Origin of the sequence: Azospirillum sp. A1-3 (assembly GCF_023806445.1) — a bacterium.
In the GTDB taxonomy this organism is placed as follows: Bacteria; Pseudomonadota; Alphaproteobacteria; order Azospirillales; family Azospirillaceae; genus Azospirillum.
The window spans coordinates 65402-81366 of the sequence record NZ_JAMSLU010000003.1; the positions used below are offsets into that span (position 1 = coordinate 65402).

14 protein-coding genes are annotated in these 15965 nt (G+C 66.0%); 5 read left to right on the forward strand and 9 right to left on the reverse strand.

Annotation, left to right across the window (positions count from 1 at the left end):
• Positions 1–70 precede the first annotated feature (70 nt).
• Complete coding sequence (locus M5E06_RS18240) at positions 71–535, forward strand: DUF2892 domain-containing protein (RefSeq protein WP_252139413.1); 465 nt, start codon at positions 71–73, stop codon at positions 533–535.
• Positions 536–635: 100 nt separating this feature from the next.
• The gene (locus M5E06_RS18245) at positions 636–1409 is read left to right on the forward strand and encodes an OBAP family protein (RefSeq protein ID WP_252139414.1); all 774 of its coding nucleotides are present in this window, start codon (positions 636–638) and stop codon (positions 1407–1409) included.
• A 499-nt stretch (positions 1410–1908) separates the two neighbouring features.
• On the opposite strand, the gene M5E06_RS18250 is transcribed toward M5E06_RS18245, so the two are convergent.
• The 9 genes from M5E06_RS18250 to mgtA all read right to left on the reverse strand — a co-directional run bounded on the left by M5E06_RS18250 (position 1909) and on the right by mgtA (position 14119).
• The gene (locus M5E06_RS18250) at positions 1909–3957 is read right to left on the reverse strand and encodes a glycogen debranching protein (RefSeq protein WP_252139415.1); all 2049 of its coding nucleotides are present in this window, start codon (positions 3955–3957) and stop codon (positions 1909–1911) included.
• Positions 3958–3976: 19 nt separating this feature from the next.
• Positions 3977–4246, reverse strand: a complete 270-nt coding sequence (locus M5E06_RS18255; RefSeq protein ID WP_109157249.1) for an acyl carrier protein — start codon at positions 4244–4246, stop codon at positions 3977–3979.
• Positions 4243–5409, reverse strand: coding sequence for a dihydrolipoamide acetyltransferase family protein (locus M5E06_RS18260; RefSeq protein WP_252139416.1), 1167 nt, complete (start codon positions 5407–5409; stop codon positions 4243–4245). Before M5E06_RS18260 ends, M5E06_RS18255 begins: the two co-directional genes overlap by 4 nt.
• Before the next feature lie 14 nt (positions 5410–5423).
• Positions 5424–6434: an alpha-ketoacid dehydrogenase subunit beta gene (locus M5E06_RS18265; RefSeq protein WP_252139417.1), complete on the reverse strand. Its 1011-nt coding sequence runs from the start codon at positions 6432–6434 to the stop codon at positions 5424–5426.
• The gene (gene pdhA / locus M5E06_RS18270) at positions 6431–7438 is read right to left on the reverse strand and encodes a pyruvate dehydrogenase (acetyl-transferring) E1 component subunit alpha (protein WP_252139418.1); all 1008 of its coding nucleotides are present in this window, start codon (positions 7436–7438) and stop codon (positions 6431–6433) included. The genes M5E06_RS18265 and pdhA overlap by 4 nt, the downstream gene beginning before the upstream one ends.
• Positions 7435–9192, reverse strand: coding sequence for an acetate--CoA ligase (gene acsA, locus M5E06_RS18275; RefSeq protein ID WP_252139419.1), 1758 nt, complete (start codon positions 9190–9192; stop codon positions 7435–7437). Before acsA ends, pdhA begins: the two co-directional genes overlap by 4 nt.
• 162 nt (positions 9193–9354) lie before the next feature.
• Complete coding sequence (locus tag M5E06_RS18280; RefSeq protein WP_252139420.1) at positions 9355–10731, reverse strand: nicotinate phosphoribosyltransferase; 1377 nt, start codon at positions 10729–10731, stop codon at positions 9355–9357.
• Between the two features lie 75 nt (positions 10732–10806).
• Positions 10807–11364 (reverse strand): Hsp20/alpha crystallin family protein, encoded by a 558-nt coding sequence (locus M5E06_RS18285; RefSeq protein WP_109152976.1) that lies wholly within the window; start codon positions 11362–11364, stop codon positions 10807–10809.
• A gap of 187 nt (positions 11365–11551) precedes the next feature.
• On the reverse strand, positions 11552–14119 hold the full coding sequence (mgtA, locus tag M5E06_RS18290; protein ID WP_353654353.1) for a magnesium-translocating P-type ATPase: 2568 nt from the start codon (positions 14117–14119) through the stop codon (positions 11552–11554).
• Positions 14120–14324: 205 nt separating this feature from the next.
• On the opposite strand from mgtA, the gene M5E06_RS18295 reads away from it, so the two are divergent.
• From M5E06_RS18295 to M5E06_RS18305, 3 genes are all read left to right on the forward strand, one after another.
• Positions 14325–14786 (forward strand): phasin family protein, encoded by a 462-nt coding sequence (locus tag M5E06_RS18295; protein WP_252139422.1) that lies wholly within the window; start codon positions 14325–14327, stop codon positions 14784–14786.
• A 36-nt stretch (positions 14787–14822) separates the two neighbouring features.
• A complete protein-coding gene (locus tag M5E06_RS18300; RefSeq protein WP_252139423.1) occupies positions 14823–15518 on the forward strand; it encodes a phosphoribosyltransferase in 696 nt (231 codons plus the stop codon).
• 133 nt (positions 15519–15651) lie between these two features.
• Positions 15652–15963, forward strand: a complete 312-nt coding sequence (locus M5E06_RS18305) for a GYD domain-containing protein (protein ID WP_252139424.1) — start codon at positions 15652–15654, stop codon at positions 15961–15963.
• The last annotated feature ends 2 nt before the right edge of the window (positions 15964–15965 follow it).

Here is a 15965-nt window from a genome sequence, read left to right on the forward strand (position 1 = left end):
CGGGAACACTTCAGCCATATCTAATGTTGGGATGGGACACCGCTCTGCATTTCCGACAGAGGAGGGAGCCTTGCTGCCCGCTACCGCATCCCGCGTGGAAAACGCCACGTCCGAAGACCTCAACCGTCATTTCGCCGCCGAGATCGAAGAGAGCCTGCGCCACCACGCCGAACACCCGGAACACATCGCCCACCGCCTCGACGAACTCGACCACGAATGGGACATCGAGCGGACGCTGGAGGCGAACGCGGCGACGCTTGCGCTGACGGGTACGCTGCTGGGTGCCTTCCTCGACCGGCGCTTCCTGGTCCTGCCCGCCGTCGTGACCGGCTTCCTTCTCCAGCACGCTCTCCAGGGCTGGTGCCCGCCGGTTCCGGTGTTCCGGCGCCTCGGCATCCGCACCACGGCGGAGATCGACCGCGAGCGCACCGCGCTGAAGGCCCTGCGCGGTGATTTCGGACGGATTGAAGCGATCTCCACGGAGGCGAATCCGCGCCGGCGAGCCCAGGCCGCGCTGGAGGCTGTCGAAAGGTAACCGACGACTTCAGGGCAGGATCGATCCGCCAGGACGATAGGCGGGAGAGATGTCGCCTGAGCCACCTTGATCATCCTGATGGAAGGATTGGACCACAGCCATGCAAATCCAGCGAACCGCTTTGCCCCTCGCGCTCGTCGGCACGCTTGCCGCCTGCACCGGTATGGGCACCGTGGCGCCGTCCGTCAGCCCACAGGGCAGCGCCGAGAGCACGAAGACCAACGTGCTCGAAGCCGGAGCGGCGGCGCTCCAGAGCAACGCGCCGGTCGGTGGCATGGACATCTACCTCGTCGGCTTCCATCCCATGAAGAACGACCCCAACCACCAGATGGAGGCGCACCATTTCTGCCGTCAGATGAACGAGGACTTCGCCCAGTGCGCGCTGTTCGACGGCAACACCGCCGGCGCCAATCTGACGGGCATCGAGTACATCATCTCCGAGCGCCTGTTCGAGCAGCTGCCACGGCGGGAGCGCCAGTATTGGCATCCCCACAACGGTGAGATCCTGTCCGGACAGCTGGTGGCGCCAAACCTGCCCAACATCGCCGAGCACGAGTTGATGAAGAGCAAGATGAACAGCTACGGCAAGACCTGGCACACTTGGCAGTCGGAGAATGGCATGCAACCAGGCGATCGGCTGCCCTATGGTCCTCCCATGTTGGCATGGTCGTTCAACCGTGACGGCGAGGCCCAGCCGGGACTGGTCGAGACCCGTGACCGTGAGATGCACACATCGACCGCGGACCGCCGCCGTGCCCGTCAGGATCTCGTGCCCACCGCCCGGCCGCAGGAGGGCGTGGATGCTCTCAAGGGCAAGTTCCCGCGGCCGACTCAGGACATTCCCGGCGTCGTGGACAAGCGCATTGGGCGCTGAAGCCTCAACTGTCCGGTGTCGTAGTCGTGATCTTCATCCGATTCGTCCGTCGCGCCCGCAGGCGGGTCGGATGGTGCGATCTTTCGGCACGGGCGGCACCGGAACAGTCATGTCCGGGCGGATGCGGATTTGTCGAAATTGATCCGATCCCGGATCCGTCGCAGCGATCCATCCTTCCGGCGGACCCAGACATCGACGTCATATCCCAGTTCCCGAACCCGCACCGCATCATGCAGCGCCGACTGCAGGGCCTCCCGTCGCGACGGGTATTTTCCGCAATCGTCGCCCGGCGCGAAGCCGACGGTCCAATGATTTTCGTTCTGGCAAACGACGTAGCTGAGGTGCGGTATCGGTGCCATGGCCGACCTCCCAAGGCTCGGGGCTCATCCGTCCGGAGAGTATCCCAAAGGAATCCGGTCAGCGCCTTTATCGAGGTTAAGGCCAATGCACATCAGGGGCGGATATTGGGGGTAGGGCTCCCGGATTTCAGCGGGGCGTGTCAGCGCCGGACGAGCACGACGATTGACCGCGCCTCCACCCTGTGGTGCGGTCCGGTGACCGGTGGCGCATCGTCCAGGGACACGATGTCGCCGGGGCTTTCGCGCGCCGTGTCGATCACCCGGCGCCAGCCCTGTGGCGCGGTATCCTGAATCAGGAACTCCTGCTCCGCCGCCGAGGCATTGATCATGGCATAAAGATCGACATCGCCTTGCGTGCCGCCGCGCAGCAGAAAGGCGAGCGTGCCGCTGTCGGCCGAAGGGTCGAGGCTGCCGGTCGTTCCGAACCACGTCACATCCTCGCGCCAGCTGCGGCTGCGGCACAGCGTGGGATGGGCTTTGCGGAACGCGATCATCGCCCGGCAGAAGCGGTGAAAGTCGGCGTTGGTCCGCAGCAGATCCCAGTCGAGCCACGTCGTCTCATTGTCCTGGTTGTACGGATTGTTGTTGCCGCGCTGCGTGTTCAGAAACTCGTCGCCCGCCACGACCATCGGCGTGCCGTTCGCCAGCATCAGCAGGCAGAACAGGTTCTTCGCCTGCCGGCGCCGAAGCCTGGCCACGGCCTCGGGCAGATCCACGTCGCCTTCCCAGCCGCAGTTCCAGGATCGGTTGTCGTCACGGCCGTCCCGGTTTCCTTCGCCGTTCGCCTCGTTGTGCTTCCGGTCGTAGCTGACCAGATCGCACAGGCAGAAGCCGTCGTGGCAGGTCACGAAATTGATGCTCTGATAGGCGTGATAGGCGTCCTCGGGCGTGTCGGGGAAGATGTCGTCGCTGCCGCCGAGCCGGCGGATCAGGCCGGCGGTGACCCCTCGATCCCCACGAATGAAGGATCGGACCTCGTTGCGGAATGTATCGTTCCATTGCAGCCATGTGGTTCCGGGAAAGGAGCGGCCGAGCTGGTAGCTGACCACGTCCCAGGCCTCGGCGATCATCCGCAGGCGCGACAGATCGGGATGCGTCTGGATCGCGCTGATCACCGGCGGCTCTTCGAGATCGATGGAGCCGTCATCCCGGCGCGTGAACAGCGAGGCGAGATCGAAGCGGAAGCCGTCGATGCGGAACTGCCGCGCCCAATGGTGCAGGCTGTCCATGACCATGCCGGAGACGTAGCGGTTGGCCGTATGCAGCACGTTCCCGGTGCCGCTGTCGTTGCGATAGCGGCGGCGGTCTTCGGCCAGAAGGTAGTAGGTGGTGTTGTCGACGCCGCGAAAGCTGTAGGTGGGGCCGTTCTCGTCGCCTTCGGCCGTATGGTTGTAAACGACGTCGAGGATGACTTCGATGTCGGCGGCGTGCAGCGCCTTGACCAGCGTCCGGAATTCGTCGAGTTGGCCGGCGGGCTCCGGGTGGGCCGCGTAGGTGTGATGCAGGGCGAAGAAGTTGAGCGGCATGTATCCCCAGTAATTTCCCTCCTGGGGATCGAACTGGAACACGGGCATCAGTTCGACCGCCGTGACGCCGAGGTCCCGCAGGTACGGAATCTTGTCGATCAGGCCCGCGAAGGTGCCCCGCCGGTCGGCCGGAACGCCGGAATTCGCCCGTTGGGTGAAGCCGCGGACATGCAGTTCATAGATGATGGTGTCGTGGGTATGGCGCGGGGCATGGTCGCCGGCCCAGTCGAAGCCGGACGCCCTGGCATGCAGGACGCCGAGGGGGGCACGGCCGGGATTGGGTCCCGGATGGCGGGCGGCTTCGCGGCTGAAGCCGGACGGAAAGAAGACCGCCGTCGCATAGGGGTCGAGCAGGTTCTTCTCGGGATCGAACCGCTGCCCCTCGGCCGGCGCGCGCGGTCCGTCGACGCGATACGCATAGTAGGTCGCGCGGTCGACCGTGGCCGCGGGCAACCGGCAGTGCCAGATACGGCCACTCTTGTTGCGGCGGGGATCGAAGGGCTGGATCGTGATGGGATCAATCGGATTCTGTGCGGAGAAAAGCAACAGAGTGACGGATGTCGCGTGCTTGGAATATAGAGCGAAGTTGTAGGCGTCTTCGTCGGGGATGAAGGAAACTCCAAGCGGCGAGGGTGAGCCTTCGTGTCTTGTCCAATCGTCCATCGGAACATCGCCCTCCGCGTCATGCGATCCCGGCTTTTGCCGCGATCGCCGGATCGGCCATGAGGTAGGCGACCGCTCCATCGAGGGTGATCAGGCGCGGGTAATCGACCTCGGGGATCGCGACGCCCAGCCGGTTGTGCAGCGCCGTCACGAAGTTCAGGTGATCCATGGAGTCGATGTCCAGCGCCTCCCGGAGGTCGGCCGCCGGGTCGAGGAGGGCAAGGTCGGCTTCGGGGGCGATGTTGCTCAGCTCCTCCAGCACCACACGTCTTACATCGTCGGGCGTCATAGCGATCCGGGCTCCTGCAGCAGGCGATCGATTTCGGCAAGGAGAAGGGCGCCACGGTGGCCGTCGCTGACCCGGTGGTCGGCCGCGAGGGTCGCCGTCATGACGGGGCATGGAACGACCTGGCCATCCACCACCCAAGGCCGCTCGACCGGCTTGCCGAAGCCGACGATGGCGACCTGCGGCGGGTAGATGACACCGAACACCCCCTCTACCCCGCGGTCGCCGAGACTGGTGACGGTGATGGTGGGATCCTGCAGCTCGGAACTGCGCAGCCGCCCGGAGCGTGCCCGGGCGACCAGATCGCGCAGGCGGGCCATCACCTCGTCCACCGCCAATTGGTCGGTGTCGTGGATCGCGGGGGCGACGAGGCCGCCGCCGCGGATCGCCACTGCGGTGCCGATGTGGATGCCCTCGGCCGGCTGGAACGCCCCGTCGATACAGGATCCGTTGAACTCGGGCAGGCGCCGCAAAGCCAGCGCGACCGCCTTCAATTGCAGTGCCGCCAGGAGCAGCCGCTGTTCGGGCGGGCGCCCGGTGTTCCGTTCCGTGAGCCAGGCGCTCGCCTTGGCCAGGGCCACCGTGGTGCTCAGGTAGTAATGAGGGATTTCCTGATTGGAGCGCGCCATGGCCGCAGCGATCGCCCGCCGCATCTGCGCCAGATCCAGTCCGCGCGCCTGCGGGGCGGCGGACGGTTTGGCGGCCACCCGCTCGACGTCGGCCAGAAGCACCGCTCCTCCTGGCCCACTGCCGGAAATGGCGGTCAGGGCGATGCCGCGCTCGTCCGCCAGCCGCCGTGCCGCCGGCGACGCCGGCGGATGGGCGGTCGCCGCCGTTACAGGAGGGGACGTGACCGGAGGGGACGGGAGCGGCACCGGCGCCCGCATCGGTGGGGGAGGGGGAACCAATGGCTGCGGCTCGAGACTGGGCAGCACGACGCTCTCGCCGGCTCCGGCGAGCAGGGCGAGCGGCGTACCGACCGGAACCGTGGTGCCGGGAGTGACGAGTAGCCGTTCGATCACGCCGGCCTCGAAGGTCTCGACCTCGATGGCGCCCTTCTGCGTTTCCACGACGGCGACGATATCGCCGCGGGCGACGGCATCGCCCGGGCGCTTGAGCCACTCGACCAGGACGCCCGCCTCCATGTCGGCGCCTAGAGACGGCATGCGGAAAATGCCCATCACGCCCCCATCAGCGCCTTGACCGCCGCCACGATGGCGGCCGGCTGCGGAAGCGCCGCCTGCTCCAGATGCCGGGGGTAGGGGATCGGCACCTCGGCCGTGCAGACCCGCGCCACCGGAGCGTCGAGCGACCAGAAGGCCCCCTCCATGATGCGGGCGCTGACCTCCGCGGCGAAGCTGCCGGTCCGCCAGCCTTCGTCGACGATCACCGCCCGGCGGGTGCGGGCGACCGAGGCCAGCACGGTTTCGGCATCGAGCGGTCGCAGGCTGCGCAGGTCCACGACCTCCGCCGATATAGTGTCCGCCGCCAGGGCTTGCGCGGCGGCGAGCGTCTTGAACAGGCTGCCGCCGTAGGTGATCAGCGTCACGTCCGTGCCGGGGCGGCGGACCACCGCACGGTCGATGTCGACCGGACCGGCCGCGGCATCCAGCGTTCCCTCCATGTTGTAGAGCATCACATGCTCGAACATCACCACCGGGTCGGGGTCCTGCAGTGCGGTCCACAGCATGCCGCGCGCATCTTCCAGGGTGGCCGGCGCCACCACCCGCAGGCCCGGTACATGGGCGTACCAGCCCTCCAGACTGTGGGAATGCTGGGCGGCGAGCTGCCGCCCCGCCCCAGTCGGAATGCGGAAGACCACCGGCACGCTCACCTGTCCGCCCGACATGTGGCGGAGCGTTGCGGCATTGTTAACGATCTGGTCGAGCGCCAGCAGGCTGAAGTTGACGGTCATGATCTCGACGATCGGACGCATGCCGTTCAGCGCGGCGCCGATGCCGGCGCCGACGAAGGTGGATTCCGACAGCGGCGTATCGCGGATGCGGTCCGGCCCGAATTCGTCGTACAGGCCTTTGCTCACGGCGTAGCATCCGCCGTAACACCCGACGTCCTCGCCCATCAGGAAGACCCGCTCGTCTCGCTGCAGCGCATCACGAAGCGCCTCGCGCAAGGCATCGCGGTAAGTGATCGTTCGGCTGGCCGCCGTCACGGTGATGTCCGCATCGGTCATGGATGCACCTCGCGGGTATAGACGTCCTTCGCCAGATCCTCGACCGGCTCCCATTGCCCGGCCTCGGCGAACGCCACCGCCGCCTCGATCTCCGCCTCGGCATCCCGTTCGATGGCGGGGAGATCGGCGTCGTGCAGCATGCCGGTTTCCCGCATCCAGGCGGACAGCCGGGCGACGGGGTCGTGGCGCTTCCAATCCTCGATCTCTGCCTTGTCGCGGTAGAGCTGGGGGTCGAACATGGAATGGGCGCGGAAGCGGTAGGTCCGGCATTCGAGGAATTGCGGCCCGGCGTCATCGCGTATCGCATCGGTCATGCGCCTTGCGGTCGCCTCGACGGCGACGACGTCCATGCCGTCCACCGCCTCCGACGCGACCTGATAGACGGCGGCCTTGAGGTGCAGGTCGGTCTGCGACTGTGCCCTATCGAGGCGCGTGCCCATGGCGTAGAGGTTGTTTTCGCAGACGAACAGGACCGGCAGTTTCCACAGCGCGGCGAGGTTCAGGCTCTCATGGAACTCGCCCTCGGCAACGGCGCCGTCGCCGAAGAAGCATGCGGTCACCCGCGGCCGGCCACGCATGCGGTCGGCCAGCGCCATGCCCACCGCCAGGGGCAGTCCCCCGGCGACGATGGCGTTGCCGCCGAAAAACCGGGTGCCGACATCGAACAGGTGCATCGATCCGCCGCGACCGCGGCTGCAGCCTTCGGCCTTCCCGTACATCTCGGCCATGACGGCGGTCATCGGGACGCCGCGCAGGATGGCGTGTCCATGCTCGCGGTAGGTGGCGACGACGGCGTCTTCGGGTTGCAGGCACCCCATCACTCCGGCGGCCACCGCCTCCTCGCCGATATAGAGGTGAAGAAAGCCGCGGATCTTTTCCTGCTGGTACAGCTCGCCGCACCGCTCCTCGAAGCGGCGAATGCGCACCATCTGCCGCAGCAGACCCAGCAGATGGTCGCGGGTCAGGCGCGGCTTCGCGTGCGGGGCCGGAGACTGGTCGGTCATCGCTCGTCCCTTTCCAGCGTCGACAGATCGCCTTCGGGCAGGCCCAACTCGCGCGCCTTCAAAAGACGGCGCATGATCTTGCCGCTGCGCGTGCGCGGCAGGGAGGCCCGGAAATCGATGGACTTCGGGGCGACCGCCGGACCCAGCCGGGCGCGGCCATGCCCGAGCAACTCCTTGCGCAGCGCGTCCGACGGCGTCCAGCCCGGCTTCAGCGCAACAAAGGCCTTCACCACCTCGCCGGCGATGGGATCGGGAACCCCGATCACCCCGGCTTCGGCCACGGCGGGATGCTCCATGAGCGCGCTCTCGACCTCGAAGGGGCCGATCAGGTGGCCGGCGGACTTGATCACATCGTCCGCGCGGCCGACGAACCAGAAATAGCCGTCGGCATCGCGCATGGCGAGGTCGCCGCTCAGGTACCAGCCGTCGACGAAGCAGCGCCGATAGCGTTCCTCCTCGCCCAGATAACCGCGGAACATGGAGGGCCAGCCGGGCCGCAGGGCCAATTCACCGACGGTCATCGGCTCTTCCACCGGATGGACGCGGCCGTCGGATGTGCGTTCGACGATCGCCGCCTCCACACCGGGGATCGGGCGGCCCATGGACCCCGGCTTCACGTCGGCGGAGGCGTAGTTGGCGATCATGATGCCGCCGGTTTCGGTCTGCCACCAATTGTCGTGGAAGGGGCGGCCGAACGTCTCCTGCGCCCATACCACGGCCTCGGGGTTGAGCGGCTCCCCCACGCTGGCCATGAAGCGCACCGACGACAGGTCGTAGCGCCGGGCCACCTCGGCGCCCACCTTCAGCAACATGCGAATGGCGGTGGGGGCGGTGTACCAGACGGTGACGCGTTCCCGCTGGAGGATGCCGTACCACCGCTCCGCATCGAACTCCGCCTCATCCACCAGCAGCGTGGCGCCGATGGTCAACGGTGCGATGATGCCGTAGGAGGTGCCGGTCACCCAGCCGGGATCGGCGGTGCACCAGAAGACGTCGCCGGGCCGCAGGTCCAGGGCGCAGCGGGCCGTGACATGGTGGGCGACCACGGCCTCGTGCACATGAACGGCTCCCTTCGGACGGCCGGTTGTGCCGCTGGTGAAGTGGAGAAGAGCCATGTCGTCCGGTGCCGTTTGCGCACAGGCGAAGTCCGGCGACGCTGTCGCCAGTGCGCGCCGCAGATCCAGGACACCGTCGCCCGGCCCGGCTCCGCCATCGACGAGCAGCACATGCTTCAATCCGGGAAGCTCGTGGCGCCAGGGTTCGATCTTGCGGCGGTAGAGCGCTTCGCTGGTCACCAGCACCCGGCCGTCGCCGAGCGACAGGCGCGTTCTTATGGGCTCGGGACCGAAGGCGGAGAACAGGGGCGAGAAGACGCAGCCACTCTTCAGCGTGCCGAGGGCGGCGACATAGAGGTCGGGCTGACGACCGAGCAGACTGAAAACGCGCTCGCCCTTGCCGACGCCCAGCGAGCGCAGGAGACTGGCGAACCGGCTGGAGTGCTCGGCGAGATCGCAATACCGGAACTCACGGGACGTTCCATCCTTCGCCAGCCAGCGCAGGGCGATCCGGTCGCCGCGGCCATGCGCGACATGCCGGTCGACGGCCTCGTATGCTATGTTGAGCCCCCCGTCCGGCAGGCCGTCCAGATCGGCGCGCCCCCCCGACCACGTGAAGGCGGCGCGGGCCTGATCGTAATCCGTCAGGACGGCGGTGGCCTTGTCGTCGGGTCGCTTGCGAATGGTCTCCCAGGGCATGGCTGCACCTCATCCTGAACGCACCGCCCGGCGAGCAGGTGCTGATGATGGCGGTATCGCGCAGCAGGTTACGCCCGTGTCCGGGGGCTGGGTTTAACCCAGGTTAGGAGCCGCCCGGAAATGCGATGTCCAAATCCGATGTCTAAATCCGGTGTCTTGCCGTTATGGATGGTGCGGTCGGACCTGACCGATGCTGTCGGCCTGTTCGGCGAGCGCTTCAAGGTCGGGCGAAATAACGGTTTCAATGGTCGCATGATGCGTCAGGTCGCGCACCGGCTCCGGCAGGCTTGCCAATTCGGCCGCAGCGTGGAGGCGAATTGCGGTCAGGTCCGGCAGTGCCCCGACACGGCACCCGTTCCGCAAGACGGGGATCAGCAGCGGACGTCCCGGCTCTTGCGCTTCGGCGACGGACAGCAGGTCCGTCCGGATTCGGCCGTCGGCATCGTAGCTGCGGAACACCTGTTTACGCCCCGGCCAAGTCGCTTTGCCGGGTGAGCGCTTGCGCCGAGGCAACCCGGCATACTCGACCAGCTTGTAGGCGCAATCGAGCGCCGGCGCGTCGCTGGAGGTGGTCAGGCTGGTGCCGATACCGAAGCTGTCGATGGGCGCATTCGCGGTCAGAAGCGACCCGAGCGCATGCTCGTCCAATCCACCGCTCGCCACGATGTGCGTCCCGCTCAATCCACCGGCATCGAGGATTGCACGCACCCGGCGCGACAGCGCGGCAAGGTCGCCGCTGTCCAGCCTGACGGCAGACGGATGGACCCCGTCGACCGCCAGCTTGCCTGCCAGGGACACCACAGTCCCGGCCGCCGCCTCGGTGTCATAGGTGTCGAGCAGCAGGGTCAGGTTCCGTGGACGTGAACGGGCGAAGTTGATGAATGCGTCGGCTTCCTGCCGATGGGCTTGCACGAAGGAATGCGCCATCGTCCCGACGATCGGAATGCCGAAACGCCGGCCGGCCAAAGCGGTTGCGGTTCCGGCGAAACCCGCGATGTATGCGGCTCGTGCAGCCAGGAGCCCGGCTTCAGCGCCGTGTGCCCGGCGCAGACCGAAGTCGAACAGCGGGCGGCCGTCTGCCGCCAATACCAGCCTTGCGGCCTTTGAGGCGATGACGGTCTGAAGGTGAATCAGGTTGATCAGGCGCGTTTCCATCATCTGCGCTTCGGGCAGGCTGGCCGTCACGCGCAGGATCGGTTCATGGGCGAAAAAGGCAGTCCCTTCGGGGAGCGCGTCCACATCCCCGGAGAAGCGGAAGTCCCCAAGATAGTCGGCGGTCCGGTTCGACAACTGGGCATGATCGCGCAGCCATGCCAGATCGTCCGGTGCAAATCTGGCCGTCTCCAGGAAGGCAACCGCCTGTTCGAGGCCGGCTGCGATCAGAAAATTCCGTTCGTTCGGCAGGGTGCGGACGAACAACTCGAATGATGCGGTGCCGTTCATTCCGTGGTCGAGGTAAGCGTCGACCATGGCGACCTCGTAGAGGTCGGTAAGCAGAAGATTGTCGCCATCGCCCAGTGGACCGGGATGGATGTTCATGGCCGTCTTCCGCCCAAATGTTTTGCGCCGGCTGCCATGTCGCAGCCCGACACGGCAGCCGGCGGTGTCGGGAAATCAGACCTTGGCGATTTCGATGGTGCGCTTGGTCGGCTTGCTCGGTTCGTTCTTCGGCAGCACGATGGTGAGCACGCCGTTCTTCATGCTGGCCGTGATCGCGTCCGCCTTCACGTTGGCCGGCAGCCGGAAGGTGCGGGCGCACAGTCCATAGCGGCGTTCCGAGAAATATCGGTTCTTGTCCTTTTCTTCCGTCTCCTCCTTCTTCTCGGCCTTGACGGTCAGGATGTCGTCCTGGATGGAAACCTCGGCGTCCTTCTCGTCCATGCCGGGGATTTCCAGGGTGACGCGGAATTCGGTCTCCCGTTCATCCACTTCCGCCGGGGGCACGATCGCTTCCAGATCGGCGTCGCTGCGCAACAGCGGCTCCAGGCCGAATATCGGGCGGCGGCTCCACGGGAAGCGCAGCATGGACGACGCCTCGTCGAACAGGCGGTCGAACTCGTCGCGCAGGGCGAAAAGCGGATGGCGATTGCGCTCCGCCACTTCCTTGGCCGCCATGCCGGTGGTCTTGAGCTCCTTCGGCTTTTCGCCGGCGCTCGTTTCAGTCATGCTCATGGCATCCTCCTGGTTTACCCTTGGGATTACCCTTGTGACGCGATGGTTTTTAGCACCCGGCGGGGCTGGCCGCCTTTATCTGGATTAAGGCCGCGCGACGTTTCGTCGGAGAAGGCGGTCGATGCCGTGCTTCGGCGGCCCCGAACAACGGCCGTGTTGCAGGCGGGTGGCGACGCGACAGCGAGGGTCAGCTTCGCCAGGATGGTCTGGAGCGCGGGCGCCGTGCCTTCGATTGCAAAGCGGTGTGGCGGAAGAACAGCCGCTTGATCGCTTCGACCAGGGCCAGATAGGTGACCACCGCCGCCGCCAGGAACACGTAGAAGGAGGCCGGCGGCGCGACGAAGCCGAAGAAGGTTCCCGCCGGGGTGAGGGGAAGCAATGCGCCGACGGTGGCGGCGCCCAGTGTCAGCCCGGCCAGGACCGGATGAGGACGGCTTCGCCAGGGGGCGTGGCGGGTGCGGATCACGAAGATCACCAGCACCTGCGTTGCCAGACTCTCCACGAACCATCCGGTCTGGAAGAGCGCTTCGTCGGCATCGAACAGGTGAAGCAGGGCATAGAAGGTCAGGAAGTCGAACACCGAACTGATCGGTCCCAACACCAGCATGAAGCGCTGGATCAACTGCAGGTCCCACCGTACCGGGGCGCTCAGCACGTCCGCCTCGACATTGTCGAGCGGAACGCCGGCTTCCGACGCGTCGTACAGCAGGTTGTTGAGCAGCACCTGGGTCGGCAGCATCGGCAGGAACGGCAGGAACAGGGAGGCGCCCGCCATGCTGAACATGTTGCCGAAATTCGAACTGCTGCCCATCAGAACGTATTTGGTGACGTTGTGGACGGTGCGGCGCCCCTCCGTCACCGCCTCGCCCACCACCGACAGGTCGTGGTCGAGCAGGATGAGACCGGCCGCTTCCTTCGCGACATCGGCGGCACTGTCCACCGAGATGCCGACGTCGGCGGCGTGGATGGCGGATGCGTCGTTGATCCCGTCGCCGAGGAACCCGACCACGCGGCCGGACCGCTTGTAGGCCAACAGCACGCGTTCCTTCTGCTGCGGCGTCACCCGGCAATACACATTGACCTCGCCGAGACGGGCGCGCAGGGCCTCCTCGCTCATCGCGCGCAGGTCGTCGCCGGTGACGAGGCCGGTGATGGCGAGGCCAAGCTCCGCGCAGACATGTCGCGTCACCCGTTCATTGTCGCCCGTCAGAACCTTGACCGCGACGCCGGCGCCGCTCAGGGCACCGATCGCCGCGGTGGCGCTCGCCTTGGGCGGGTCGAGAAAGACGGCATAGCCGGCGAAGTCCAATTCGCATTCGTCGCCCAGGGTGGCGGTCTGGTGATCGGCCCCCATCACCTTCGAGGCGACGGCCAGCACCCGAAAGCCATCCTCTCCCAGCGTCTGGAACAGGGCATCCAGCCGTGCCCGCGCCGCCGGGTCGAGCGGCTTCACGACTTCAGCGTCGGCTTCATAGTGGGTGGACAGCCGCAGCACGTCCTCCGGCGCTCCCTTGACCACCAGCAGGCGCTGGGTGCCGTCCGTGACGAGAACGGAGACGCGGCGCCGTTCGAAGTCGAAGGGCACCTCGTCGATCTTCTCCCAGCCCGTCACATCCATCTTGCGGAACGCGATGACGGCCTCATCCAGGGGGCTCTTGATGCCGCTCTCGAAATGACTGTTCAGGTAGGCCAGCCGGAAGACGCGCTCGCTCTCGGCGCCAAGGCAATCCAGATGACGGACCATGCGGATCGTGGCCTCGGTCAGCGTTCCGGTCTTGTCGGTGCACAGCACGTCCATGGCGCCGATGTTGTGCATGGCGGCCAGCCGCTTGACGATTACCCGGCGCTTGGCAAGGCGCAGCGCACCGCGCGCCAGCGTGACGGTGACGATCATCGGCAGCAGTTCCGGCGTCAGCCCGACCGCCAGGGCGAGGGCGAACATCAGCGACTCGAGCCAGGGGCGGTGAAACAGGACGTTCACCGCCAGAACGAACAGGACCAGGAAGATGGTCAGCCGCAGGATCAGAAACCCGAATTGCCGGATGCCCAGTTCGAAGGCGGTGGGTGGTGGCGATGCCGTCAGGCTGCCGCTCAGCCGGCCGAAGACGGTGGCGTCGCCGATCCGGCAAATCACGGCGGTGGCGCTGCCGCTGATGACGGAGGACCCCATGAAGACGGTGTTGATCGCCTCGGCTGGTCCGCCGGCCGACGGGCAGGGCGCATCGGCGTGCTTCTCGACCGGATAGGGTTCTCCGGTCAGCGTCGCCTGGTTGACGAACAGGTCGCGTGCCTCGATGAGACGGCAATCGGCCGGCACGAGATCCCCGGCCGCCAGACGGACGATGTCGCCGGGAACCAGCAGATCCGCCGCTTCCGAGATCTCGACTCCATCGCGTCTGACCTGGACACGGATGGCGACGGACCGGCGCAAAGCCTCGATCGCGTTTTCCGCCCGCATCTCCTGGATGAAGTCGAGGGTGACGCTGAGTATGACCAGGATGAAGACGATGACGAAGCTGGTGAGATTGCCGGTGGCCGCCGACAAGGCGCTGGCAAACAGCAGGATGAGAACGAGCGGATTGAGGAAGCGCGACAGGAACTCCAGCCACAGCGGCCGGCGGTGATGCGTCGTGGGGCGGTTGAACCCGTATCGCCTGCGGCGGCTAGCCACCTCGGTCCGGGCCAACCCGATGCTCGTCGTCCCCAGCTCCGTCAGGACGGCGGAGATTGGCTTTGTCCAGATCTCGTCCGTGATCCTGTCCTCCTGACTCCCATCCGCCGAAGGCTGAACCGATCAGCCAAATTCGGCCTCGAAATCTCCAAAGAAGTATTCCCGTCCGAATGCACCATCTTGTTCTTAACGTGGATTAAGGGCCGAGAAAAAGATTCTCTTCTAAATCCCGCGATGCCCAGCCTGGGCTGGCCGGCGGCAAATGCCGGGCAGAAGAGGAGGAGTATCGATGAGGAGCCACGCGATCAACACACCGGCTTCCCCCCAATTGGAAGGGGCGTTTCCAATATGGACCGCCAACACACTGCTGCAAACCAACTTTCTGCAACGGACCGAGGCAATCTTGCGCATGCAGTCGAACCTGTTCGGCGGTTTCGAGACCATGAGCCGGAACTGGCTGGAACATCGCCAGGACGATCTCCAATCGGCATTGTCCACCGTGGAGCGGATGGGAACGGTGGAGGATGCGGCGGAACGATCCTCTCTCTGGAACGACTGGATGACTGACCGCCTGAAACGCTGGTCGGAAGAGGCGACCGCGGTGATCGAGCAGGCGCAGGGCATGTCCCGCGCCATGGCCGAACAGGCATCCGCCAGCGCATCGGTCGACCGGCCCTTCCATCCGAGGGAACGGCGCTTTGGGAACGCCGAGGGCCGGCGCGACGGCAAGCCCGAGGAAGCGCGCGGCTGAAGCCGCTGTCCTGAAGAAGCATCGGGAGGAGGGGACATGAGCCATTGGCCAGCGATGGATGGGGGCGACGGAACCACGGCCCTTTTCAGGGACCGGACCGATGCCGGCAGGCGGCTGGCCGACAAGCTGTCGCCCTTGCGGGATCAGGCGCCCGTTGTCCTGGCCCTCCCGCGCGGCGGTGTTGCGGTGGCGGTGGAGATCGCAAGGAGGCTTCACGCCCCGCTCGGGCTCGTTCTGGTCCGCAAACTTGGTGCTCCGTACCAACCGGAACTGGCGATCGGCGCGATTGCCAGTTGTGGGGCAGGAGGGAACGCGGCGATCGAGACCGTGATCAATTCCAACGTCGGCCTCCTTTTGCCCGATGCATGGCTCGAAGAGGAGACAGGTCGTCAACTCAAGGAATTGGAGCGACGCCGCACCACTTATCTCGCAGGTCGGCGTCAGCCGGCCATAGCCGGCCGTACCGCCATCCTGGTCGATGACGGCATTGCCACCGGTGCCACCATGCTCGCCGCACTTCAGGCGGTGCGCAAGGAGGGGCCGAAGGCGCTCGTGTTGGCCGTTCCGGTGGCGCCGGCGGACAGCTTGGCTGCACTCACCGAAACAGCCGACACGGTCATCTGTCTGGAAACTCCCGCCTCTTTCATGTCCATCGGAGCGTTCTACCGCGACTTCCGCCAACTGGATGACTCCGACGTGATCGATCTCCTCGACGCTGCCGGACAATTTTGAGCGATCTCTTGATCTCGGTTAACGAGGATCGCTCCCCTGGCGTCCATTGTGAAAGCCGAAGAAAAGTCATGAACGCAGCTCGGCTGCCCGGCTGACCTCCCAGCCAGCGGCCACGGGAATGGAGAGGCACGCCATGGCCACATTCATCATGCTGACACGGCTTATCCAGGGGACGAAAGCTCCACCGAAATCCACCGACAAGATCCGGCAGCACCTTGCCGAACAGATCGGCCAGAACTGCCCGGATGTCGAATGGCGAAGCAGCTTTGCCGTTCTCGGTCCCTACGACTTCCTCGACATCTTCGCCGCTCCAGGGATTGACGCGGCAATGAGGGTGGCGACCACCGTCCGTGCGTCCGGTTACGCCCACACCGAAATCTGGGGGGCAAGCGAGTTGCATCCCATCGATGCCGCTGTCCGGACCTCCGATCCTCTGGCTGAATAGGG